Annotated in this window: 20 protein-coding genes; 7 read left to right on the top strand and 13 right to left on the bottom strand. The window is 69.8% G+C overall.

The genetic code is table 11. From position 1 onward, the window contains the following. Positions 1-41: 41 nt before the first annotated feature. Positions 42-968 carry a zinc-binding dehydrogenase gene (locus QH290_RS28180; protein ID WP_280263552.1) on the bottom strand — a complete coding sequence of 309 codons (927 nt, stop codon included), beginning with the start codon at positions 966-968 and terminating at the stop codon, positions 42-44. 126 nt (positions 969-1,094) lie between these two features. Here QH290_RS28180 and QH290_RS28185 point away from each other — a divergent pair, with 126 nt between their 5' ends. The 5 genes from QH290_RS28185 to QH290_RS28205 all read left to right on the top strand — a co-directional run bounded on the left by QH290_RS28185 (position 1,095) and on the right by QH290_RS28205 (position 7,321). Next, positions 1,095-1,727, top strand: a complete 633-nt coding sequence (locus QH290_RS28185) for a TetR/AcrR family transcriptional regulator (RefSeq protein WP_280386192.1) — start codon at positions 1,095-1,097, stop codon at positions 1,725-1,727. 251 nt (positions 1,728-1,978) lie between these two features. After that, positions 1,979-2,986, top strand: a complete 1,008-nt coding sequence (locus tag QH290_RS28190) for a S1C family serine protease (RefSeq protein WP_425303658.1) — start codon at positions 1,979-1,981, stop codon at positions 2,984-2,986. Positions 2,987-3,043: 57 nt separating this feature from the next. Further along, positions 3,044-3,757 (top strand): TetR/AcrR family transcriptional regulator, encoded by a 714-nt coding sequence (locus QH290_RS28195; protein ID WP_280263557.1) that lies wholly within the window; start codon positions 3,044-3,046, stop codon positions 3,755-3,757. A gap of 88 nt (positions 3,758-3,845) precedes the next feature. After that, on the top strand, positions 3,846-5,600 hold the full coding sequence (locus QH290_RS28200; RefSeq protein ID WP_280263559.1) for an ABC transporter ATP-binding protein: 1,755 nt from the start codon (positions 3,846-3,848) through the stop codon (positions 5,598-5,600). Further along, complete coding sequence (locus QH290_RS28205) at positions 5,597-7,321, top strand: ABC transporter ATP-binding protein (RefSeq protein WP_280386195.1); 1,725 nt, start codon at positions 5,597-5,599, stop codon at positions 7,319-7,321. The genes QH290_RS28200 and QH290_RS28205 overlap by 4 nt, the downstream gene beginning before the upstream one ends. On the opposite strand, the gene QH290_RS28210 is transcribed toward QH290_RS28205, so the two are convergent. The 5 genes from QH290_RS28210 to QH290_RS28230 form a co-directional block, all read right to left on the bottom strand. Beyond that, entirely contained in the window at positions 7,252-8,136 is an 885-nt protein-coding gene (locus tag QH290_RS28210) for a phosphatase PAP2 family protein (RefSeq protein ID WP_280263563.1), read from the bottom strand. The genes QH290_RS28205 and QH290_RS28210 overlap by 70 nt on opposite strands. A 138-nt stretch (positions 8,137-8,274) precedes the next feature. After that, positions 8,275-10,689: a phosphoenolpyruvate--protein phosphotransferase gene (gene ptsP, locus QH290_RS28215; protein ID WP_280386197.1), complete on the bottom strand. Its 2,415-nt coding sequence runs from the start codon at positions 10,687-10,689 to the stop codon at positions 8,275-8,277. A gap of 141 nt (positions 10,690-10,830) precedes the next feature. Continuing rightward, positions 10,831-11,451, bottom strand: coding sequence for a dihydroxyacetone kinase subunit DhaL (gene dhaL / locus QH290_RS28220; protein WP_280386199.1), 621 nt, complete (start codon positions 11,449-11,451; stop codon positions 10,831-10,833). A 3-nt stretch (positions 11,452-11,454) separates the two neighbouring features. Then, positions 11,455-12,456 (bottom strand): dihydroxyacetone kinase subunit DhaK, encoded by a 1,002-nt coding sequence (dhaK, locus tag QH290_RS28225; RefSeq protein WP_280386201.1) that lies wholly within the window; start codon positions 12,454-12,456, stop codon positions 11,455-11,457. A 76-nt stretch (positions 12,457-12,532) separates the two neighbouring features. Continuing rightward, complete coding sequence (locus QH290_RS28230; RefSeq protein ID WP_280386203.1) at positions 12,533-13,090, bottom strand: CGNR zinc finger domain-containing protein; 558 nt, start codon at positions 13,088-13,090, stop codon at positions 12,533-12,535. An 89-nt stretch (positions 13,091-13,179) separates the two neighbouring features. Here QH290_RS28230 and QH290_RS28235 point away from each other — a divergent pair, with 89 nt between their 5' ends. Continuing rightward, positions 13,180-14,070 carry an alpha/beta fold hydrolase gene (locus QH290_RS28235; protein ID WP_280263573.1) on the top strand — a complete coding sequence of 297 codons (891 nt, stop codon included), beginning with the start codon at positions 13,180-13,182 and terminating at the stop codon, positions 14,068-14,070. Here the strand turns inward: QH290_RS28235 and QH290_RS28240 are convergent. The 5 genes from QH290_RS28240 to QH290_RS28260 all read right to left on the bottom strand — a co-directional run bounded on the left by QH290_RS28240 (position 14,052) and on the right by QH290_RS28260 (position 19,835). Further along, positions 14,052-14,474 (bottom strand): VOC family protein, encoded by a 423-nt coding sequence (locus QH290_RS28240; protein WP_280263575.1) that lies wholly within the window; start codon positions 14,472-14,474, stop codon positions 14,052-14,054. The genes QH290_RS28235 and QH290_RS28240 overlap by 19 nt on opposite strands. Positions 14,475-14,611: 137 nt before the next feature. Beyond that, positions 14,612-16,405 (bottom strand): AMP-dependent synthetase/ligase, encoded by a 1,794-nt coding sequence (locus QH290_RS28245; protein WP_280386205.1) that lies wholly within the window; start codon positions 16,403-16,405, stop codon positions 14,612-14,614. An 86-nt stretch (positions 16,406-16,491) separates the two neighbouring features. Then, a complete protein-coding gene (locus QH290_RS28250; protein WP_280386207.1) occupies positions 16,492-17,409 on the bottom strand; it encodes an alpha/beta hydrolase in 918 nt (305 codons plus the stop codon). An 18-nt stretch (positions 17,410-17,427) separates the two neighbouring features. Continuing rightward, positions 17,428-18,264, bottom strand: coding sequence for an SDR family NAD(P)-dependent oxidoreductase (locus QH290_RS28255; protein WP_280263581.1), 837 nt, complete (start codon positions 18,262-18,264; stop codon positions 17,428-17,430). Continuing rightward, on the bottom strand, positions 18,261-19,835 hold the full coding sequence (locus QH290_RS28260; RefSeq protein ID WP_280263583.1) for a flavin-containing monooxygenase: 1,575 nt from the start codon (positions 19,833-19,835) through the stop codon (positions 18,261-18,263). The genes QH290_RS28255 and QH290_RS28260 overlap by 4 nt, the downstream gene beginning before the upstream one ends. A gap of 68 nt (positions 19,836-19,903) precedes the next feature. On the opposite strand from QH290_RS28260, the gene QH290_RS28265 reads away from it, so the two are divergent. Further along, complete coding sequence (locus QH290_RS28265; RefSeq protein WP_280386209.1) at positions 19,904-20,530, top strand: TetR/AcrR family transcriptional regulator; 627 nt, start codon at positions 19,904-19,906, stop codon at positions 20,528-20,530. Positions 20,531-20,537: 7 nt separating this feature from the next. Here the strand turns inward: QH290_RS28265 and QH290_RS28270 are convergent, their stop codons facing one another. Next, positions 20,538-22,097, bottom strand: coding sequence for an MFS transporter (locus QH290_RS28270; RefSeq protein WP_280386210.1), 1,560 nt, complete (start codon positions 22,095-22,097; stop codon positions 20,538-20,540). Continuing rightward, positions 22,094-22,582, bottom strand: a complete 489-nt coding sequence (locus QH290_RS28275) for an MTB12 C-terminal domain-containing protein (protein ID WP_280263589.1) — start codon at positions 22,580-22,582, stop codon at positions 22,094-22,096. Before QH290_RS28275 ends, QH290_RS28270 begins: the two co-directional genes overlap by 4 nt. Between the last annotated feature and the right edge of the window lie 56 nt (positions 22,583-22,638).

A 22,638-nucleotide genomic window follows, 5' to 3' on the forward strand; every position in this document is an offset into this window, starting at 1 on the left:
ACCCGCCGAACAGGCACGACAACCGGCCCGTCACACATTCGTCAGATCTCGAGCACCGCTTTGCCGTGCAGGCGCCGCGACAGCAACGCCTCGGCCGCCTCGCCGAACCGCGTCCAGTCCCCGCGCCAGGCGATATTCGGATCGAGCTGCCCGGTCGCGACCCGTTCGGCCAGCCAGCGCAGGTCCGGGCCCAGGTTCGGGCACGCCATCAGGTAGAACGTCGTGATCGATCGGTCGTGGCGACCCTGGTCACCGAAGAAGGCCCCGAAGGGAAACGTCTCGTCCGCACCGGCGGCGTGCCCGATCGCCACCACCGTGCCGCCCTCGGACAGCCGCTGGTAGGCATCGACGAGTTGGGAACCGCCAACCAGATCGATCACGCCGTCGACCGGATCGCGCAGGCCCGACGGATCGGCGATCACCTCGGCCGCGCCGAGCGCGCGCAGACTCGGGGCATGGGTGGCCGGATCCCCGGTCGCCGCGATGACATGCGCGCCACCGAGGCGGGCGAGCTGGACCGCGTAGCGACCGGTGCCGCCGGTCGCCCCGGTGATCAGCACCCGCCGCCCCAGGATGGGCCCGAGCCGATGCAGGGCCCGCAGCGCACTCGTCCCGGCGACCGGAACCGTGCTGATCGCCGCCGGATCCGCACCGTGCGGGATAGTGCCGATCAGATCCGTGTCGACGGCCCGCAGTTCGGCCCAGGCTCCGTCGGGCGCGAGCGTGACGACCGGGGTGCCCACCGGCGGACCGGAACCGTCCGCGGCCGCCCGCTCCACGATCCCGGCCGCATCCCAGCCCAGCACCGCGCCGTCGGGCGCCGCGGCGAGCACGAACTGGACCTCGCCGTTGTTGAGCGAGGTCGCCGTCACCCGGATCACCGCCTCGTGCGGAGCGGGCTCCGGCTCGGCGACCTCACCGAGGCGCAACCCGGAGGGAACGGAATGGTCGACAACCAATGCGCGCATGCCACAACGCCTTTCGAACGCAAGGGGATTCTGTGATGCCGGAAATCCCACATCACCGCCAATGTGCCACTGAGTGGCAATTGCTGTCAAGTGGCTCTAGCCGCTAAGGGGCGTTATCCTGGCGACATGGCTGACGCTGAGATCGACCGGCTGCCGCTGCGGGAGCGCAAGAAGCAACGCACCCGGCAGGCACTGGTCGACACCGCCCTCGAGCTGTTCACCGAGCGCGGTTTCGACACCGTCACGCTCGATGAGCTCTGCGACGCGGTCGATATCTCCAAACGCACGTTCTTCCGCAACTTCACCAGCAAGGAAGATGTCGCGATGGCGCCGCTGCGGGATATGTGGGCCGCCTTCCTCGCGGACCTCGCAACCCGCGAGCCCGGTTCGCAGCCGCTACTGCGCACCCTGCAGGACGGTCTGCTGGCGACCCTGGACCGGATGCCGCCCGACGGCTGGGCGGACCGGGCCGCGCGCAGTCACCGACTGGCACGGACGACCCCCTCGATGGGCGCGAGCAACCTGCAATTCTGCGATCGGACCGTCCGCGATGCCCTCGCGATCCTGCACGATCGTTTCGCCGTCGACCCCCGCACCGACCGGCGCCCCCGCCTGACCCTCGATATCGCGGTCGCGGCGTTCCACTCCGCCCTCGATACGTGGAGTTCGGGCCCGGGCAACCTCAGCACGGCCGCCCTCACCCGCCACGTGCGCGAGGGCTTCGACGCGATACCCGGGGCGCTCACCCTCACGGTGTGAGGTCGGGCACGTGGCAGTTCCACGGCCACTCCCCAGCGAGTTCTCAGGAATCGCGCGCCTAATGGGTGCAGGGATACCGACATTTCGAGGACGTGATGACCTTGCATCCGAATCAAGGCGGTTGGCAGGGGCCGTACGGGCCGCCCGCAGGCCCCCGGGCGCCGCGGCCGCAGCGGCCCGCGCTGAACTTCACCGTCGTGGCGGCCCTGGTGCTGGCCGTGGCCGTCGTCATCGGCCTGGTGGCCGCGCGCATGAGCGCGAACCAGCACGCGCCGACCACGCCGCCCGCACCGTCCGGCGGCGTCATGCAGGCGTTCGACTCGAAGAGCCGGGCCGACCTCACCGATGCCGCGCAGCGGGTCGCGCCGGGCATCGTCACGGTGAACACCGAACTCGGCCTGCAGGGCGGCGGCAGCGCGGGCACCGGGATCGTCCTCACTCCCGACGGCGACGTCCTGACCAATAACCACGTCGTCGAGGGCGCCACCCGGATCCAGGTGACCAGCGTCGGCAACGGTGAGACCTACCCCGCCACCGTGCTGGGCTACGACCGCACCAACGATCTGGCCGTGCTGCGCCTGTCCGGCGCCTCGGATCTGCCGACCGCACCGCTCGGCGATTCCGACAAGGTCGCCGTCGGCGACGAGATCGTCGGGGTGGGCAACGCCGGCGGCACCGGCAGCCCCTCGGCGGCGAGCGGCCGGGTGACCGCGCTGGACCGTTCGATCACCGCAAGCGACGAATCCTCGGGCAGCTCCGAGCAGCTGACCGGGCTCATCCAGGTGGCCGCCGATATTCAGCCGGGCGATTCCGGCGGTCCGCTGGTGAACGACTCGGGTCAGGTCATCGGCGTCAATACCGCCGCGTCCCAAGGCTTCCGGCTCGGCGCCGGTGGCGGTGAGGGTTTCGCCATCCCGATCAACAAGGCAGTATCGATCGCCGGGCAGATCCGGTCCGGAACCGGCTCGGGCACGGTGCATGTCGGCCCGAGCGCCTTCCTCGGCATCACGGTCAGCGACGCCGGCGGCCAGGGTGCGCTGGTCCGCAATATCGTCCGTGGCGGCCCGGCCGACGAGCTGGGACTGACGCCCGGCAGCGTGATCACCGACATCGACGGCGACCGCATCGATTCGGCGAACGCCCTGATCGCCACGATGGACAAGCACCACCCCGGCGACAACGTCGACCTCACCTGGACCGACCGAACCGGCCGAACCCAAACCGCCAAGGCGGAACTGGCGAAGGGTCCCACGGGCTGAGCCTCGCGCTGCCTATGCTTTGGATCGACGTTCTATTTTCCAGAGGCGAGGTCATCGATGGCCAGAGGTTCCCGGCGGGCCTATCACACCGGGTTGTCGCGCGGCGTGATCGTCGACGCCGCGCTGGCGCTGACGGCCGAGCGCGGCCTCGACGGCTGGAGCATGCGTGATCTCACCGGCCGCCTCGATACGTCGCTGTCGGTGATCTACCACCACGTCGGGGACCGGGAGCGGCTGCGCGCCGCCGTGGTCGATCGGATCTATGCCGAGATGGACCTGGACATCGACGAAACCGATTGGCGGACAGCGCTGTACAGCGTGCTGTCGGCCATGATCGACCACCTGTCCGGCTACCGCGGCGTCGCCACCTGGCTGCTGCACAACGGTCCGCAGACCGAGCAGCTCGTTCCGGTGCTGGAGACGGGGATGCGGCTCATGCTAGAGGCGGGCTGGGGTGAGGAGTCCGCCCCGGCCCACTCCATGGCGTTCAACACCTGCCTCGGTCTCATCGCCCTCGGCGACCGGCAGCCGGGCGACACCGCCGAGCCCGGCCTCTCCGGTCTGCGGTCCCTGCTCGAATCGCATCCGGCGGCGGGACCCGGCGCCGAGCAGATGGGCCGCATGGCCGCGCGATTCGAAGGCGATGCGGCCGAGACCGCGGCCGTCCGGCGCGAGTACTGCCGGTACGCGCTGGACCGCATCCTGGACGGGCTCGAGGTACGGCTCGACACGATCCGCGAACGCGCGACCCAGGCCCCGCGGACTCGTTAGCCGACCCACCGGCACCGCGCACCCCTTGCATTCGCCGGACCAGTCGTTACACTCCAGATTAGAACAGTGATCTAATTTGTGAGGTTCGATGACTACCGTGCGGCAGGATCCGGCCACCGATAACAGACCCAGTGCCCTCGGCGTCGTGCTCGCACCGATCCGCGGCCGGTTGGCACTGGCGGCCGCCCTCCAGGTGCTGGGCGCGCTCGCCGCGCTCGCGCCCTATCTCGCGATCGTCGAGATCGCCCGCGAGTTCCTGGGCGGCGATGCCGTGGATCGCGGCAGGATCTGGGCGTACGTGGCGGTCGCGGCCGCCGGGTTCGTCCTCCGCACGGTCTGCGCCGGGATCGCCTACACGCTCAGCCACGTCGCCGATGCCGATGTGGGCCTGAGCATCCGGCGCACCGCGGTCGACCGGCTGAGCCGCGTATCGCTGGGCTGGTTCACCGAGCGCAGTTCCGGCCGGGTGAAACGAGCCCTGACCGACGACGTCGGCGCGGTTCACCACGTGGTGGCCCACGCGATCAACGATCTGGTGGCCGCCGTGGTCACCCCCGTCGCGGCACTCACCTACCTGTTCCTCCTGGACTGGCGGCTGGCGGCGATATGCCTTGCGCCCCTGGTGCTCTGGCTCGCGTTGGTCGCGGTGATGTCGCGCGGCGATGCCGAACGCACGGCGCGCTGGACCACCGAACTCGACAAGGTCAACTCCGCGGTGGTCGAACTCGTCGACGGGATCGCGGTCGTCAAGTCGTTCGGCCGCGCGGGCCGGGCCCAGGCCCGCTATCGGCAGGCCGGTGCGGATCTCGCACACTTCCTCGACGAATGGATGGGCCCGACGCAGCGGCTGGATTCCCTTGCCTCCGTGGTTATTTCGCCTCCGGTCCTGCTGCTGACCGCGATCGGTGGCGGCGTGTGGCTGGGGGTCGATCCGGTCGAGGTCATCGCCTTCGTGATGCTGGCGGTCGGGCTCGGGGCGCCGGTGCTGTCGCTGGGATTCGGCGCGCTGGCGATGCAGGAGGCGACCGCGGCCGCCCGACGAGTCGCCGCGCTGCTCGCCACTCCCGAACTCCCCCGCGCCACCGACCCGGCGACGCCGAGCGGCGCCCGCGTCGAATTCGATTCCGTGCGTTTCTCCTACGACGGCCGCACGACCGTGCTCGACGGTGTCGATCTCGTGCTCGAACCCGGCACGGTCACCGCCCTGGTCGGCGCCTCCGGTTCCGGGAAATCGACGCTGGCCCGGCTGCTGCCGCGATTCTGGGATGTCGACGAGGGCGCCGTGCGCCTCGGCGGCGTAGACATCCGGCACATACCGGAAGGCGACCTGTACCGCCACGTGGGCTTCGTCTTTCAGGAAACGTCGCTGCTGCGCACCAGCATTCGCGACAATATCGCCCTCGGCCGAGCGGGCGCGGACATCGCGGAGATCCAGGACGCGGCGCGCGCGGCACAGATACACGAGCGCATCCTGGCGCTGCCCCGCGGTTACGACAGCGTGATCGGCGCGGATGCGCACCTCTCCGGCGGTGAGGCGCAAAGGATTTCGATCGCCCGGGCGGTGCTGGCCGACACACCAGTCCTGGTGCTCGACGAGGCGACCGCCTTCGCCGATCCGGAATCCGAAGCGGCGGTGCAGGATGCGCTGTCGCTGCTGGTATCCGGGCGGACCCTGCTGGTGATCGCGCACCGCCTGCACACGATCCGCGGCGCGGACCGCATCGTCGTGCTCGCGCACGGCCGGGTGGCCGAATCCGGCAGACACGACGAATTGCTCGCCGCCGGTGGCGAATACGCGCGGATGTGGGACAGGCACACCGCCCTCAGGAAGGAATCGGTATGATCCGCAAGCTGTTTCGGATCGTTCACCCGAATGATCGGGCGCGCTTCGTCCGCTGGGTCGGGCTGATCATCGCCTTCTCCGTGCTGCAGGGGATCTGCGTCCTGCTCGTGGTTCCCATCCTGCGCCCGCTGCTGGCGGGCGACCGGGACGGCGCGCTGCCGTGGCTGGCCGTGCTGGCCGCCACGACGGCCGCGACATGCGTCGTGTTCTATGCCCAGGCGATACACGGCCACCGGATCGCCGACAGGCTGCTGCTCGGCATCCACCACCGGGTCGGCGATCACCTGGCGAAACTGCCGCTGGGCTGGTTCGGGACCGACCGGACCGGCCGCCTGACCCACACCATGTCGCAGGGCACGACGAGCATCCTCGGGGTGCCCGCCCACCTGATGCAGCCGGTGGTCGGCGCGGCGGTGACCCCGGCGGTCGTGGTCGCGGGACTGTTCCTGTTCGACTGGCGCCTGGCGGTCGCGTCGGCGCTGGCGGGACTGGTGTTGCTCGCCGCGTACCGCCGCGCCCAGCACGCCCTCGCGCGCAGCTTCGGCGCGGTCGACCGGGCCGCGGTCGAGGCCGCGGGGCGAGTGGTCGAGTTCGCGCAGTGCCAACCGGTCCTGCGCGCCTTCGGTCGCGCGGGCTCCCGAAATACCTTGCTGGGCACCGCCATTACCGGCGAGCGCCGAGCCCTCGGGGAGCTGAGCCGCCGTGCCGTATCCGCGCTGCTGGTGTTCTCCGTCGCCGTGCAGGCCGTCTTCGTCGCGCTGCTCGCCGTCGGCGTCGCCCTGGCCCTGGGCACCTCGCTCGATGCCGCGGAGCTGATCGCGCTGCTCGTGCTCGTCACGCGCTTCGTCGGCCCGCTGGTCGAGACCGTGGATCACGGCGCCGCACTGCGGGCGGCCTCGGAGAACATCGATCGGATCGATGAGGTGCTGGCCGTCCGTCCCCTGCCGGAAGGCGCGGTGGCGCAGGCGATCACGCCCGGCGAGGTGCGCTTCGACAATGTCACCTTCGGCTACGGCGACCGCACGGTCCTGCGCGATATCGCCTTCGAGGCCGGGCCCGGCACGCTGACGGCGATCGTCGGCCCGTCGGGATCCGGCAAGACGACGCTGCTCCGGCTGGTGGCGCGCTTCTGGGATGTCGATGCGGGGGCCGTGCGCGTCGGCGGCGCCGATGTCCGGGAACTGACCACCGAGGCCCTGATGGACCAGCTGGCCATGGTGTTCCAGGACGTCTACCTGTTCGACGACACCATCGAGGCCAATATCCGGATCGGGCGGCCCGACGCCACCGCGGCGGAGATCGGCGAGGCGGCCCGGCTGGCCCGGGTGGACGAGATCGTCGACCGGTTGCCCGACGGCTGGAACACCCGGGTCGGCGAGGGCGGCGTCGGCCTGTCCGGCGGTGAGCGCCAACGGGTTTCGATCGCCCGGGCACTGGTCAAGCAGGCGCCGATCGTGCTGCTCGACGAGGCCACGGCCGCCCTGGACCCCGACAACGAGGCGGCGGTCGCCGATGCGATCCGGGCCCTCGCCCGGCGGCGGACCCTCATCGTGGTCGCGCACCGGCTGCACACGATCGCGGCGGCCGACCAGATCCTGCTGCTCGACGACGGGCGCATCGCGCAGCGCGGTACGCACGATGAATTGATCGGTCAGCCGGGGAAATACGCGGACTTCTGGCGGGAACGCGAACGCGCACTGGGCTGGCGGCTCACCGCGTGAGGCGACCGCGGGGCGACCGGGCCCATGATCCCCCAGGCGGTCGCCGAGGCGGGCACCAGCAGCGGATGCAGCACGGCCGCCACCGCGAGCAGTGCCACCGCGACGATCGCGTCGAGCCAATAGTGGTTGCCGGTGCCGACCACGATGAGGGTGGTGAGCACGGGATGCGCCAGCAGCAGCCACCGCCAGCCGCTGCGCATCGCGGCCACGCCGGCGAAGGCGAGCAGCAGCGCCCATCCGACGTGCAGGGAGGGCATGGCGGCAAGCTGATTGGACAACCCGTCGGATTCGATCGGGCCGTAGACGGATTGGCCGTGCAGCGCCGCGAGATCGACGAAGCCGTACTGCGGCATCATCCGCGGTGGCGCCAGCGGGAACAGGGTGTGCACGGCCAGCGCGGCACCGGTGAGCGCCACCATCAGATTCCTGGTCCATCGGTAGTGCTCGGGGCGAAAGACCCACAGCCACAGCAGCATTCCGACCGCGACGGTGAAATGCGCGGTGGCGTAATAGAAATTGGCGGGAACGGCCACGACATCGTGATCGACGAAGATCGCCTGCACCGCCGTCTCCCCCGGCAGCCCGAGGCGATCCTCCAGCCCCAGGACACCGTGGGCATTGCCGAACGCGTGCACGGTGTCGTCGGCGGTGAGCAACCGGCCCATGCGATACCCCATATAGAGCACGGTGATCAGGACGAGCTGGCCGATCGCCTCACCGCCGCGGCCGCGCACCGCCTGCCGTACCCGCTGTGCGATGCCGTCGGTCGCGAAGCCGAAATCGATGCCCGGACCGCCGAGCCCCAACGTCACCATGCCGCGACCTCCTTCACCGTTGAACAGGTCGCCGAATCCGTTTAACCGGAGCCAACGCCTCCGTTTATCGTAGCGCCGGGTTCAGCCGCAATTCATCGCAATGTGACCCGACAGACACCGGGCGTGCGCGGCAGGCGGTCACGCGCGCAGGCGGCGGACCTCTGCGGCGGAGGGGCAGCGCAGCGCTCGGGCCGCGAGCGCGGTGCAGGTCTTCATGTCCGAGGCGCGGACGGCCGCCTTGATCTCCGGCACGGCCGGTGGGGCGACGCTGAGTTCGGTGACGCCGAGGCCCAGCAGGATCGGGACGGCGCCGGGGTCGGCGGCCAGTTCGCCGCAGACGTGGACGGGGATGTCGCCCGCCCCGCGGCAGGTCATGTCGATCAGGCGCAGCACACCGGGGTCGAGCGGATCGGCGAGGGCGGCGAGGGTGTCGTTGCCGCGTTCGGCCGCCAGGGCGTACTGGGTCAGGTCGTTGGTCCCGATGCTGAGGAAATCGACGTGATCGGCGAACGCCGAGGCCCTGGCCGCGGTTGCGGGGACCTCCACCATGATGCCGAGATCGACCGAGAGTCCTTGCGGCGCCACCTCTTCCAGTAACGCGCGTCCGGCCCGGACCTCGTCGAGCGCGGTCACCATCGGGAACATCACACCGACGGGGTGGTCGGCAGCGACGCGCGCGATCGCGCGCAGCTGGTCGCGGAACAGCCCCGGATGCGCCAGGGTGAAACGGATCCCGCGCACGCCGAGGAACGGGTTGGCCTCCACCGGTCGCGGCAGGTACGGCAGCGGCTTGTCCCCGCCGACATCGAGGGTGCGCAGGATGATGCGGCGGCCGCCGAATGCCGCCGCTATCTCGCGATACACCTGCTCCTGCTCGTCGACCGTGGGTGCCCGGTCGCGGTCCAGGAACAGGAATTCGGTTCTGACCAGGCCCGCCAGGTCCGCTCCGGCGCGCGCCGCCGCCACCGCCTCGGCCACGCTGCCCACATTGGCCGCGACATCGATGACGGTGTGGTCCCGCATGATCGCCGGTTGTGCCGCCGCGGCCCGGGCGGCGTGCCGATGCTGCCGCAGTTCCGCCGCGCGCGTGGCGAACTCGCCGAGCAGGCCCGGGTCCGGGTCGATCTCGAGCACACCGGCGCCGCCGTCCACGATGACCGTGGTCCCCTCCGGGATCTCCAGCACCCGCGGGCCCGCGCCGACGAGGGCCGGAATCCCCTTGGAGCGCGCGATGATCGCGCTGTGCGCGGTGGGACTGCCCTGCGCCAGCACCATGCCGGTCACCAGTTCCGGGTCGAGCCCGGCGACCTGCGCCGGGGTCAGGTCGGTCGCGACGAGAACGCCTGGGCGAGTTGAGATTCCGGCGCCGCGTCCGAGTAGTTCCGCCAGCACCTGATCGCGCACCGCCCGCAGATCCTCGGCACGGGCGCGCTGATAGTCGTCCGGCAGCTGCGCGAGATCGGCCGCGGCGGAACCGAAGACGGTCGCCCACGCCGTCGCCGCGGCCTGTCCGGCGGCGATCCGCTCCCCGATCGCCTCGGACAGTTCGTCATCGTCCAGGAGCAGCAGATGCGCCTCGAAGATTCCCGTGGTGGCCTCGTCGCGCGCCCGGGATGCGCGATCGGCCTCGGCGCGAATGCTGTTTCGTGCCTTGGCGATTGCCGCATCGAGGCGTCGGCGTTCCGCGGCGGGTGGACCGCCCGGGTGGTCCGGTGGCTCGAATTCGGGTGCCGACAGGTGCCGGGCCGGGCCGATACCGATTCCCGGGGAGGCCGGATAGGGACCGGACGTGCTTGCACCGGACGGCGTGGCCTCGATGGGCGATGGACCGGCCGCTTCCTGTGCGCTCTCGCCGAATTGCCTGTCCGCCAACGCCAGTAACCCGTCGACCGCCTGTTGCGCCTCGGGGCCCGTCGCGGTGGCCTCCACCTCCTGCCCGGCCCGCACCCCGAGTCCCGCGATCCGGCTCAGGCTCCGCCCGGACACCGGACCGGTTCCGGTACTCAGATTCCGCAACCGGACGTCGGCGTCGTAGCCACGCAGTGCGGTAACCAGCCGTGCGGCAGGTCGTGCATGCAGGCCGTGCTCATTGGCCACCACGAATGTCGCCCGCACAGCGGGGCCGGTAGGCGCGTCGTCATCGGCCGAGACAGCCGCACGGAGCTGGGACTGCTTGCCGGACAACGCGTCCGATGCCTCGGCGGCCACCTCGTCCAGCCCCGCTCCCCCGGCGGCCGACACCACGGCGGCGACCAGACCTTCGACGAGCGGCGCCGCGCACAACCGCACCTCGTGCGGCGAGTCCAGCAGGTCCACGGCGAGTTCGGCGGACAGCACCGCGCTCCCCAGGTCCATCAGCACGAGCACACCGTCACCACTGTCCGCCGCGGCGATCGCCTCCGCGACGGCCACCGCATCGGTACCGAAGGTGTGCTCATCGAGCCCCGCCGCAACCTCGACCCGCACCGCCCGCCCCTGCACCATCTCCCCCGCCAAGCCCACGGCCGCCCGCGCCAGCGAAAAGCTATGGGAAACAACAACAACCCCGATCACGCCCACACCTCCCGGCCTACCATCGCCCCGCCCCCGTCATTTCCGGCACGCTTTCGGCCGGAATGCCCTGCGGCCAATGTGTGGATCCCGGCCAAAAGCACGCCGGGAAATGAAGGCCGAGCATGCGGGGACCTCCGGGCCTCATGAAAGTGCCTGGCGGGCTGCGGATATCAGTAAGGCCGTGCTGGTGGCGCCCGGGTCCTGGTGGCCGATGCTGCGGTCGCCGAGGTAGGAGGCGCGGCCCTTGCGGGCCTGAAGCGGGATCGTCGCGTCGCGGCCGGATTCGGCCGCCTCGGTGGCGGCGGCCAGGGAGGCGGCGAAATCTTCTCCCGCCGCGAGTTTTTCCTCCAGCGCATCGACCGCGGGCGTGAGGGCGTCGATCATCGTCTTATCTCCCGGCTCGGCCTTGCCGCGGGCGATCACGCCGTCCAGACCGGCCCGCAGCGCCTTAGCGAAACCCGGTGCGTCCAGCCCGTTTTCGCCGACAGAAGTGGCCATGCGGAGCAACAGTGTGCCGTAGAGCGGGCCGCTGGCACCACCCACCGACCGGATCAGCACCATTCCGGCCTGTTTCAGCGCCTCGGCCGCGGAGGCCGGTGCCGACTCGTCGAACGCAGCCACGACCGCGACCGTGCCCCGGCGCATATTCGTGCCGTGATCCGCATCGCCGATGGCCGCGTCCAATTCGGTGAGCGCCTCGGTGTTCTCGTCGATCGACGCCGCGAACGCGCGTAGCCAGCGGACGGTATCGAGGGTCGCCATGGTTCACATCCCCCAGCGCAGGGCCGGGGTGCGCACCGGCGCATCCCACAGCCTCAGCAGTTCGTCGTCGACCTTGGTGAGGGTCACCGAGCACCCCGCCATCTCCAGCGACGTGATGTACGGCCCCACGAGCGAACGGGCGATCTCCACCCCGCGCCCGCGCAGGATGCGGGCCACCTCGTTGTACACCACGTACAGCTCGAGCAGCGGGGTGCCGCCCATCCCGTTGACGAAGCAGATCACGCTGTCGCCCTTGACGAACGGCAGATCCGAGACCACCGGTTGCACCAGCATCTCGGCGATCTCCCGGGCGGGCGCCAGCGGTGCGCGGCGGCGGCCGGGTTCGCCGTGGATGCCGATCCCGATCTCCATCTCGGTGTCGGGCAGATCGAAGGTCGGCTTGCCCGCGGCGGGCACGGTGCACGAGGTCAGTGCCATCCCCATGCTGCGGGAGTTCGCGTTCACCCGGCTCGCCACCGCGGCCACCTCGGCGAGCGGGCGGCCCTCCGCGGCGGCCGCCCCGGCCAGCTTCTCCACCAGCACCGTGCCGCCGACCCCGCGCCGCCCGGCGGTGTAGAGGCTGTCCTGCACGGCGACATCGTCGTTCACCACCACCGACACCACCTCGGTCCCGGACTCCGCGGCGGCCAGTTCGGCGGCCATCTCGAAGTTCATGACATCGCCGGTGTAGTTCTTCACGATGTGCAGCACGCCCGCCCCGGCGTCGACCGCGGTCGTCGCGGCCTGAATCTGATCCGGTACCGGCGAGGTGAAAACCTCACCGGCACAGGCCGCGTCGAGCATTCCCGGGCCCACGAACCCGCCGTGCAGCGGCTCGTGGCCCGAGCCGCCGCCGGACACCAGCCCCACCTTCCCCGGCACCGGCGCATCCCCGCGCAGCACGAGGCGGTACTTCTCGTCGACGCGGAGCTCCGGATGCGCCGCGGCCATCCCGGCCAGGGCCTGCGCGACCACCTCGGCCGGGTCGTTGATCAGCTTCTTCATCGAGTCCTCCTGTCGGCGCGCTCCCTTCGAAGGCTGCCACCGGTCGGCGATCTCGCGGTGGATTTCCGCCAGGAATCTAGGAATCCCGGTGGCGGTCGTAGTAGCGGGCAACGCGGACGCGGTTCCCGCAGCGCTGGGGCGAGCACCAGCGGCGGCGCGGGTGGGCGGGCAGGAACAGCATGACGCAATCGTCGGCCTCGCAGCGTTTGAGGCGGGCGATGGCCGGATCGATCAGCAGGTCGACGGCGGCTTCGGCCAGCACCGCGGCCAGCCGGGCGCCCTCCGGCCCCGCGCGGAACGTGGGTGCGGTGAACGCGCCGTCGTGCCACTCCAGGTAGCGCACCGCGGGCGCGGCGGACTGCGCCCTGTCCAGTCCGCGCAGGGCGTCGGCCGGGGGGCGATGGCCGTGCAGCACCGCCTCCAGGATGGCCGCGGTGTGGTCGCGAACGGCCCGCACGGCCCGGAGGTCCTCATCGACGGGGTGCGGGATCGGCGGCTCCGGCAGCCGGTCGGCCTCCGCGCGCAGCCAGCGCGCCAGGTCCTCCGGCGTGCTCAGCAGGTCGGCCCCGGCGGGCCGGGTGTTGACCAGGTCCAGCGCCAGCGGCTCGCCGATCAGCGGCGTCGGGTCACTCATGTGCCTAATGCTACATCCTCAAGTTGACACATTAGGTTGGTGACAGCTAGAACTAATGCATCTTCTCCGAAAGAAAGCATGTGAACGCCATGGGCCTGCCAGTGATCAACCACCGCCACCTCGATGTCGACGGCGTCCAGGTCTTCTACCGCGAGTCGGTGCCGACCCGCCCCGACGCTCCGGTTCTGCTACTGCTGCACGGATTTCCGTCGGCCTCGCACCAGTTCCGCAGGCTCATCGATGCCCTCGGCGACCGCTACCGCCTCGTCGCGCCGGACTATCCCGGCTTCGGAAACACCACGGCCCCGGACGATTTCGTCTACACCTTCGACCGCCTCGCCGACATCACCGAGGGATTCGTGCGGCGCCTGGGGCTGACCAGGTTCGCCATGTACGTCTTCGACTTCGGCGCTCCGATCGGATTCCGCCTGGCCGAACGGCATCCCGAATGGATTGCGGGCCTGATCGTGCAGAACGGGAACGCCTACGCCGCCGGATTATCCGACGGCGCACGGGAATTCACCGCCTTGCGACCGGACCAGGACGGCGCCGAGGACACCGTTCGCGGCCTGCTCACGCTGGAGGGCACGCGCAGCCAGTACGAGACCGGCGTCGCCGACCGGACCCTGCTGTCCCCCGAATCCTGGCTGCTGGACCAGCATTTCCTGGATCTGCCCGGCCGCAAGGAGGCCCAGGTGGCGCTCGCCTTCGACTACAAGTCGAATATCGCCCGCTACCCCGCCTGGCAGGCATGGTTGCGCACGTACACCCCGCCGACCCTGATCGCCTGGGGCGCGCACGACCCGTTCTTCCCCGAGCCCGGCGGCCACGCCTACCTGGCCGACGTCCCCGACGCCGAACTGCACGTCCTCGACACCGGCCACTTCGCCCTGGAAACCCACGCGGCCGAAATCGCCTCCCTCATCGCCGATTTCCTGGACCGGCTACCGGCGGCGATCGCCTATTCGGCGGGCGTGTAGCCGATCATCCACGGCACCGCGTACTTGTCGGTCACCATGCCGAACAGCTCGGCCCATTCGGTCTTGCCGATCGGCAGGGATACGTCGCCGCCCGCCGACAGCTGCTGGAAGATCCGCTCCGCCTCGCCGCGGTCGTTGAAGTCCACCGACACCGCGTAGGCCGGGCTGTCGGTGTTGACGGTCTGCCCGGGCGGGCAGTCCGACGCCATCAGCAGCTGATCGGTGCCCTGTAGCGGCAGCGCGGCGTGGGCGATCAGATCCTTCGCCTCGGCGGGCAGATTTCCGCCGTCGCCCATCTCGCTGAAGCGGATCAGCTGCAGCTCACCGCCGAATACGGACCGATAGAAGGTGAACGCCTCCTCGGCGTTGCCGTTGAACATCAGATAGGGATTCACAGTCGCCACGGGTTGCCTCCTCGGATGAGTACATGGCCGGACGGACGACAGTGGCCGCCGTCCCATATAGGGACGACGGCCACTCTACGAATTCATCGCTCCCCGCACCGGCATTCCGACCGGACCGGGGTCCGTTTCGCGGCGACTCAGCCGTTGTAGATGGCGTCCACGTCGGCGGCGTAGTTCTTCATGACCACGGCCCGCTTCAGCGACATCTTCGGCGTCAGTTCGCCGCCCTCCTGCGTCCAGTCGACGGGCAGGATGCGGATCTTCTTGATCTGCTCGGCGTGCGAGACCAGCTTGTTGGTGTCGGCCACCGCGGCGTCGATCGCGGCCTTGAGTTCCGGCAGCTCGATCAGCTTCTCCATCGGCAGGTCGGCGGGCAGGCCGTTGCGTTCCTTCCAGCCCGGCACCGCCTCCGGGTCCAGGGTGATCAGCGCGCCGATGAACGGCTTGCCGTCACCCACCACCATCACCTGACTGATCAGCGGATGCGCCCGCAGCGAATCCTCGAGCATGGCCGGTGCCACGTTCTTGCCACCCGCGGTGACGATGATCTCCTTCTTGCGGCCGGTGATGGTGATGAAGCCCCGATCGTCGATGGCGCCCAGGTCACCGGTCTTGAACCAGCCGTCGGCGAAGGCGTCCTCGGTGGCGGTCGGGTTGTTCCAGTACCCGCCGAACACGACCGGGCCGCGCACCAGCAGCTCACCGTCCTCGGCCACCTTCGCCCCGTGTCCGGGCAGCGGGCGGCCGACGGAGCCGACCCGGAGGAATTCGGGCGTGTTGACCGAGACGGCGGCGGTGGTCTCGGTGAGGCCGTAGCCCTCGTAGATCGTCACACCGACGCCGCGGAAGAAGTGGCCCAGCCGCGCGCCCAGCGGACCGCCGCCGGACACCGCCGACCGGCAGCGCCCGCCCATGGCCTCGCGCAGCTTGCCGTAGACCAGCTTGTCGAACACCGTGTGCTTGGCCTTGAGCACCAGCCCCGCACCGCCGTTGTCCAGCGCCTGGCTGTAGGCGATGGCGGTCTCGGCGGCGGCGTCGAAGATCTTGCCCTTGCCGCCGTCGTGCGCCTTCTGCTTGGCGCCGTTGAACACCTTCTCGAATACGCGCGGCACCGACAGGATGAAGTCCGGCTTGTACTCCCCGAACTGCTCGACCAGCGTCGACCAGTCCGCGGTGTGCGCGACGGTGACACCGGCGTCGAACGCGGCGAGCGCCACCGCGCGGGCGAACACGTGCGCCAGCGGCAGGAACAGCAGCGACTTGTTGCCGGGCTTGAGGAACTGCGGCATCGCCGCCCGGTCCGCGGCCGATTCCGCGTACAGGTTGGCGTGCGAGAGCATGACGCCCTTGGGGCGGCCGGTGGTGCCGGAGGTGTAGATCAGCGTCGCCGGGGAGGCGGCCTTCACCTGGGCGCGCCGGTCGTGCACGGCCTGGTCGTCGAGGTCGGCACCCTTGGCGACGAGCTGATCGATCGCGCCGTCCGCGAGCCGCAGCACCTCGCGCAGCTCCGGCAGCCCCGACTCGATCTCGGCGATGGTCGCGCGCTGGGCGGCGGTCTCGACCACCAGCAGCTTGGTCGAGGAATCCTCGAGAATCCAGCGTGCCTGCTCGGCGGAGGAGCTGTCGAAGATGGCGACGGTGCAGCCGCCGGCGGCCCAGATGGCGAAGTCCAGGACCACCCACTCGTAGCGGGTCGAGGCCAGGATGGCTACCCGGTCACCGAGTTCGATGCCCGACGCGATCAGTCCCTTGGACACCGCCGTGACGTCCTCGGCGAACTTCGCCGCGGTGACATCGGTCCACCCGCCCTTGCCGTCGGGGCGATTGAACACCACCAGGCCGGGCGTGCGCTCGGCATGCCGGAAGGCCCCGTCGGACATGTTGGCGTCCTCGGGAATGGTGTAGGTCGCCGGGACTTCGAACTCTCGCATCGGTGCCCTTCCACGTGGTTTACTCACCGGTAATTTACGCCACTCGCGGCGGCCCCGTGTGCCCGGAGGGTGAGGCCGCCGAATATCTATCCTATGGATCGTGTTTGCGCTGCTCGCAGCGATTCCCCGAGGAAGGCCGCCAGCTCGCGCGTCGCCGCCGCGGCGGGTTCCACGATCGAGGCCTGCAACTGCGCGACGTGCCACAGCCCGCGGGTCACGCTGAACTGCGTGGTCACCCCGGCCGACCGCAGCGCCGCCACCAGCCGCACGCACTGCACGTGCAGCAGTTCGCCCGCATCGACCTGCACGTAGGTCGGCGGCAGGCCGTGCAGATCGCCCAGCAGCGGCGCGTAGCCGGGGTCCAGGCCGTCACCGTCGCCGAGGTAGGCCGCGGCGCAGGCCCGCGACCACGGCTTGTTGATCACCAGATCGCGGTAGCCGTCCGGAACCTCGTTGGGGTCGGCCCACGGCGCGATCAGCCCCAGCGCGGCGGGCCGTATTCCGTGCTTGTCGCGCAGCCGCAGCGCGAGCGCCAGCGACAGGCCGCCACCCGCCGAATCACCGGACACCGCAATATCTTCCGGCCGCAGCCCGGTCGACACCAGATCCAGGAAGGCCGCCTCCGCGTCGTCGAGGGCGGCCGGATAGGGATGCTCGGGGGCCAGCCGATAATCGGGCAGATAGACCGGGCAGCCGATCTCGCGTGCCAGATGCGCGGCGAGGGAGCGGTGGGTCGCGATCGAGCCGACCGCGTAGCCGCCGCCGTGCAGGTAGAGCACCGCGCCCGTGGCGGTGTCCGGCTTCGGTGCGGTGATGCGCTCGGCCGGGCGCCCGCCCAGCCGCAGCTTGTGCACGCTGGTGCCACCGGGCATCAGCTGCAGCACCGACCCGGCGTCGAGCAGGGCGCGCTGAGCCCGCCACGGCAGTCGATGGTGCATCGCGTAGCGGAACATCGGATGCAGCACCACCCGGGCCAGCGGCAGCGGCAGCGAAACAGCAGGCATAGCAGGCACTTTCACGGGTCAGGGCAGCATGCGGCGGTTCACGACGCTCGCGATGCGCTGATAGTAGGACGCGGTGGTGCGGACGAACAGATCCAGCACCTTGGCCTCCCACCCGATCAGCACCCGGCCGTGACCCTTGCGCACGCCCTCGGTGATGGTCTGCGCGGCCATCTCCGGGGTGTGCAGCGCCAGCTGCTTGTCGAACTGGGCCGCGACCTTCTTCTGGTCCAGCCCCTGGGTCTCGGCGACGGTGGCGTTGCGGGCCACCGCGGTCTTGATGCCGCCCGGATGCACGCAGGTCACCTTGACCGGCTCGCCCTTGACCAGCATCTCCTGCCGCAACGCCTCGGTGAAGCCGCGCACCGCGAACTTGGCGGAGTTGTAGGCGCTCTGGCCCGGCACGGCGATCAGCCCGAACAGGCTGGACACGTTGATCACGTGGCCCTCGCCGGATTCGATCAGGAACGGCAGAAATGCCTTGGTGCCGTTGACGACTCCCCAGAAGTCGACATCCATGATCCGCTCGATGTCCTTGAATTCCGTGTGGACCACGTCGCCGTGATGGGCGATCCCGGCGTTGTTGTAGATCTGATTGACCTTGCCGAAATGCTTTTTGACCTCGTCGGCGTAGAGCAGCACCGCCTCGCGCTCGGCGACGTTGAGCCGGTCGGATTTGACCTCGGCGCCCAAAGCCGCACAGCGCCTGACGGTTTCGGCCAGACCCTCGGTATCGATATCGGACAGTGCGAGTTTCGCGCCGCGGCGGGCGAGGTTCTCGGCCAGCGCGCGGCCGATGCCGGATCCCGCGCCGGTGATCACACAGACCTTGCCGCGAAAGTAAGCGTCGTTGCTCACTGTTTTGCCACCACTTTCAGATCGGACCGGACCTCGGCCCCGTTGACGGTCGTGTCGTAGGCGGACACATCGAACTTTTCCAGCAGTCTACGGAAGCGGAAGGTGAAGTCCGGCCACAGCGTGGTGTTGTTTCCGTACTTGTCCAGATACCAGCTGGCGCAGCCGCCGGTATTCCACACGCTGCCGACCAGCTTGCCCTGCAGCTCCCGATTGAACTTGTCCTGCACGTCCTTTCGCACCTCCACGGTGCGCAGGCCGCGCATGTCGAAGGTATCGATCGCATCGGCGATGTAATTGATCTGCGACTCGATCATGTACACCATCGACGTGTGCCCCAGGCCCACGTTCGGGCCGAGCAGGAAGAACATATTGGGGAAATTGGCGATCGCCGAACCCTTGTAGCCCTGCTGCCCCGCGGCCTCGAAAACCTCGGCGAGCGTGCGCCCGTCGCGCCCGGCGACGACCTCGTACGCCGGCGAGTCGGTGACGTGGAATCCGGTGGCGACGATCAGCGCGTCGATCTCGCGCTCGGTGCCGTCGGTGGTCACGATCGAATTCGCGCGGATCTCCCTGATGCCGTCGGTGACCACGTCGACGTTGTCGCGGCTCAGCGCCGGGTAGTAGTCGTTGGAGATCAGCATGCGCTTGCAGCCGATGCGGAAGTTCGGGGTGACCTTGCGCCGCAGCTCGGGGTCGCGGACCTCGAGGGCGAGCTTGGCGCGGGCGACCGCCTCCAGCGCCCGCATGGCAGGGGTGAACTTGGCCAGGCCGACGACCTGGGTCTCCCGCGCGGCGTAGATGGCCGCGCGCGAAAGCCGCTGCACGCCAGGGACATACTTGAACGCCAGCCGCTCGGGCAGCGTGTAGGGGCGGTCCATGCGCGGCAGCAGCCAGGGCGCGGTGCGCTGGTAGACGTCCAGGTGCGCGACCTCGGGCGCGATCGAGGGCACGATCTGGATCGCCGAGGCGCCCGTGCCGATGATCGCGACCCGCTTACCCCGCAGCTCGGCCTCGTGATCCCAGCGCGCGGAGTGGAAGATCTGACCCCGGAAGTCGTTGATGCCCTTGATATCCGGCAGATTCGGCTCGCACAGCGCGCCCACCGCGGAGACCAGGATGTCGGCGGTGAAGGCACCCTTGGAGGTCTGCACCTCCCACCGCGCCTCGGCGTCGTTCCAGCGCGCGCCGGTCATCTCGCAGTCGAAGAGGTGCTTGTCGCGCACGTTGTGCCGCGCCGCCACGTCCTGGATGTAGCGCTGGATCTCCGGCTGCTTGGAGAACGAGCGCGACCAGTGCGGGTTGAGCGCGAACGAGTACGAGTACAGCTGCGACGGCACGTCACAGGCCGCGCCCGGATAGGTGTTGTCGCGCCAGGTGCCGCCGACATCGCTGCCGCGCTCGATCACCAGGTAGTCCTCGCGGCCCTGCTGGCTCAGCCGGATGGCCAGGCCCAGGCCGGAGAAGCCACTGCCGACGATCAGCACGTGCACATGCCGGGCGGCACCGCGGTTACGCGGGCTGCCCGCACCGGGCGCGTCACTGCGGCCGGTGTCTGTAACCTTGCGACTCATATACCCGAGAGTAAGGGCTTATTGAGCAGGAGTCAACAGTATTGACTCACGTTCAGTAGGATGGTGCCGTGAGCAAGGAACCTGGTGAGAGCGGCAAGCGACTACGGCTGAGCCCGGCCGAGCGCCGCGAGCAGCTGCTCACCCTCGGCGTCCGGATGCTGAGCGACCACGCCCTGGAGGACATCTCCGTCGGCGATATCGCCGCCCAGGCCGGGATCTCGCGGGGCCTGCTGTTCCACTACTTCCCGACCAAACAGGATTTCCAGCTGGCGATCGCGCAGCGCGCCAATGCCGAACTGCTGGCCCGCACCGCGCCCGATCCGAACCTGTCGCTGTTCGACATGCTGCGCGACGCGGTACAGCGCTATGTCGACTACGTCTCCCAGAACCGCACCTCGTACCTGGCGCTGCTGCGCGGCCCGGCCAGTACCAGCCCCGAATTGACGGCGCTGGTGGATGCGACCCGCGGCGCCATCGTCGACCGCATCCTCGCCGAGGTGCCGGTCCCGATCGAGGACGCGGACCGGCCGCGGCTGCGGCTGGCGGTGCGCGGCTGGATCGCCTTCGTGGAGGAGACGACGCTGAGCTGGCTGCGCCACGAGACCATCACCCGCGAACAGCTGGTGGACATGCTGGTCGAGTCGCTGCCCGCGCTGGCATTGAGCCCGGAACTGTCGCAGGCACTGCGCGAATGAGCCGCCGTCAGGTCTCGTACTCGTAGCCGGAGCGGTCGCCGGCGCGGTAGGCCGACAGCGCGGTCAGCGCCGCCGCGACCAGGATCATGATGCCCGAAACCAGCAGGGCCACATCGAGTCCGCGGTGGAAGGCGGCGTAGGTGGCGTGGATGACCTGGTCCACGATCGGGCCGTAGGCGGCCGAGGCGGCCGGATCACCGCCCGCGGGAACGCTTCCGGTCTTGATGGCGTCGATGACGATGGCCTGGAAGTTCGCCGGAATATCGAGCTCGTCGAGCCGCCGCACCAGATCGGCGTCGAGGAACGAGTTGACCAGCGAGCCGAGCGCGGCGACCCCGACCACCGCACCCACCTGCCGCATGGTGTTGGTGGCCGCGGCGGCCATCCCCGAATGCTCGGCGGGCACGCCCGACAACACCGCCGAGGTGAGCGGCACGACCGCGATGCCGAAGCCCAGACCCGCGACGGTCAGCGCCAGCGCCAGCGGCGTGAATTCCACTGTGACGCCGAGGCATTCGCGGGCGAGCAGAATCCCCACGGCACCCAGGACGCAGCCGGTGATCATCGGTGTGCGCGAACCGCGCAGGGCCACCCAGAATCCGGCGGCCAGCGAGCCCAGGACGATCGCGACGGCCATGGGCGCGAACACCGCGGCCGTCCGCCAGCCCGAATAGCCGATCACCTCCTGCAGGTACAGGGCGGTGAAGAAGAAGATCGAGAAGATGCCGAAATAGACGGCGAACGCCACGATCAGCGCGCTGCGCACCATCGGCCGCCGCAGATACCGGAAGTCGAACATCGGGTTGCGCGCGCGCATTTCGACCAGCACGAAGCCCAGGAAGGCGAGGCCGCCGATCACGAACAGGGTGATCACCGAGGCGGCGTCGTAGCCCACCTCCTCCCCCGAGATCGCGGCGTAGATCACGCAGCCGAGAAACGTTGCGCCCAGGACGAATCCGCCCCAATCCACCGGGCCGGGCTGCGGGTCGGCGCTGTCCGGGACGTAGCGCAGCGCCGCGCCCAGCACCACCACGCCGACGACCAGGTTGAACCAGAAGATCGACTGCCAGCCGAACGCGCCGACGAGCAGGCCGCCGACCACCGGACCCGCGGCCAGCGCCAGTCCGGACACGGCCGCCCAGGCGCCCAGCGCCCTGGCCCGGGCGCCGCGATCGGGATAGATGTGCCGGATCACCGACAGCGTCCCGGGTTCGCAGGCGGCCGCCCCCAGACCCATCACGCCGCGCCCGGCGATCAGCACGGCCACGCTGGTCGCGGTCGCCGACAGCACCGATCCGGCGCAGAAGACCACCAGACCGGCCACCAGCACTCGCTTGCGACCCCAGCGGTCGCCCAGCGAGCCGAGGGTGAGCATCAGGCTGGCGAATACCAGCGTGTAGGCGTTGACCACCCACTGCAGCGGCACCACCCCGGCGTGCAGATCGGACTGGATGTCGCCGAGTGCGACGCTGACGATCGTCGTGTCCAGGAAGGTCACGAACAGCACCGCGGTGACGGTGGCCAGTGCGACGTCGGGCCGTTCCGCGCGGGCGGTCGAGGCGGTCATCGGCTCGTGGCGCACACCGGCGGCGGGTTGCCCTGGAGCGTGAGCAGGGCGCAGAAGGTCGCCGCGGTGACCTTCCAGCCGCCGTCCTGATAGATCGCCGAGCCCTGCTGATTCGCCAGTGCCGGTTTGCCGTTCATCAGGATGGTGTAGTTGACATCGGCGTGGTCGGTGCCGGTGCTGGCGACCCCGGAGACCGTGGCCGTCGTGGATTTGGCCATCGGCGAATCCGCCTGGGCCTCGATGGTGTCGGCGAAGGCCTTGCCGTTCTCCAGTAGTGCCATCTTCTGCTCGGCGCCGGTGGCACCGTCGAAGAAGCGCTCGTAGGACTCGGTGACCGCCTCGGTCACGGTGGGTGCGCCGGTGGGCTCCGCGGGCCCGGACTCCTCGTCGGATCCGCCACAGGCGGTGGCGGACAACAGGATCAGCGCGCAGGCGGCAAGCATGCTCGCCGCGGTCTTTCGGGTGAACATGTCCCGGTCGAACATGTCCCGCCTCCCTCGTATGGGTCGGTCCGACGGCGGCGCAGCCGGACGTGGTGACC

It is taken from the genome of Nocardia wallacei (assembly GCF_029869545.1).
Taxonomy (GTDB): Bacteria; Actinomycetota; Actinomycetes; order Mycobacteriales; family Mycobacteriaceae; genus Nocardia; species Nocardia wallacei_A.

Coding starts and splice junctions, on each gene's coding strand:
- QH290_RS28195 (WP_280263557.1), top strand. CDS start 3,044: ATGGCCAGAGGTTCCCGGCGGGCCTATCACACCGGGTTGTCGCGCGGC.
- QH290_RS28270 (WP_280386210.1), bottom strand. CDS start 22,097: ATGACCGCCTCGACCGCCCGCGCGGAACGGCCCGACGTCGCACTGGCC.
- QH290_RS28245 (WP_280386205.1), bottom strand. CDS start 16,405: ATGCGAGAGTTCGAAGTCCCGGCGACCTACACCATTCCCGAGGACGCC.
- QH290_RS28185 (WP_280386192.1), top strand. CDS start 1,095: ATGGCTGACGCTGAGATCGACCGGCTGCCGCTGCGGGAGCGCAAGAAG.
- QH290_RS28190 (WP_425303658.1), top strand. CDS start 1,979: ATGAGCGCGAACCAGCACGCGCCGACCACGCCGCCCGCACCGTCCGGC.
- QH290_RS28235 (WP_280263573.1), top strand. CDS start 13,180: ATGGGCCTGCCAGTGATCAACCACCGCCACCTCGATGTCGACGGCGTC.
- dhaK (WP_280386201.1), bottom strand. CDS start 12,456: ATGAAGAAGCTGATCAACGACCCGGCCGAGGTGGTCGCGCAGGCCCTG.
- QH290_RS28180 (WP_280263552.1), bottom strand. CDS start 968: ATGCGCGCATTGGTTGTCGACCATTCCGTTCCCTCCGGGTTGCGCCTC.
- QH290_RS28200 (WP_280263559.1), top strand. CDS start 3,846: ATGACTACCGTGCGGCAGGATCCGGCCACCGATAACAGACCCAGTGCC.
- QH290_RS28260 (WP_280263583.1), bottom strand. CDS start 19,835: ATGAGTCGCAAGGTTACAGACACCGGCCGCAGTGACGCGCCCGGTGCG.
- QH290_RS28250 (WP_280386207.1), bottom strand. CDS start 17,409: ATGCCTGCTGTTTCGCTGCCGCTGCCGCTGGCCCGGGTGGTGCTGCAT.
- QH290_RS28230 (WP_280386203.1), bottom strand. CDS start 13,090: ATGAGTGACCCGACGCCGCTGATCGGCGAGCCGCTGGCGCTGGACCTG.
- QH290_RS28275 (WP_280263589.1), bottom strand. CDS start 22,582: ATGTTCGACCGGGACATGTTCACCCGAAAGACCGCGGCGAGCATGCTT.
- QH290_RS28205 (WP_280386195.1), top strand. CDS start 5,597: ATGATCCGCAAGCTGTTTCGGATCGTTCACCCGAATGATCGGGCGCGC.
- dhaL (WP_280386199.1), bottom strand. CDS start 11,451: ATGGCGACCCTCGATACCGTCCGCTGGCTACGCGCGTTCGCGGCGTCG.
- QH290_RS28210 (WP_280263563.1), bottom strand. CDS start 8,136: ATGGTGACGTTGGGGCTCGGCGGTCCGGGCATCGATTTCGGCTTCGCG.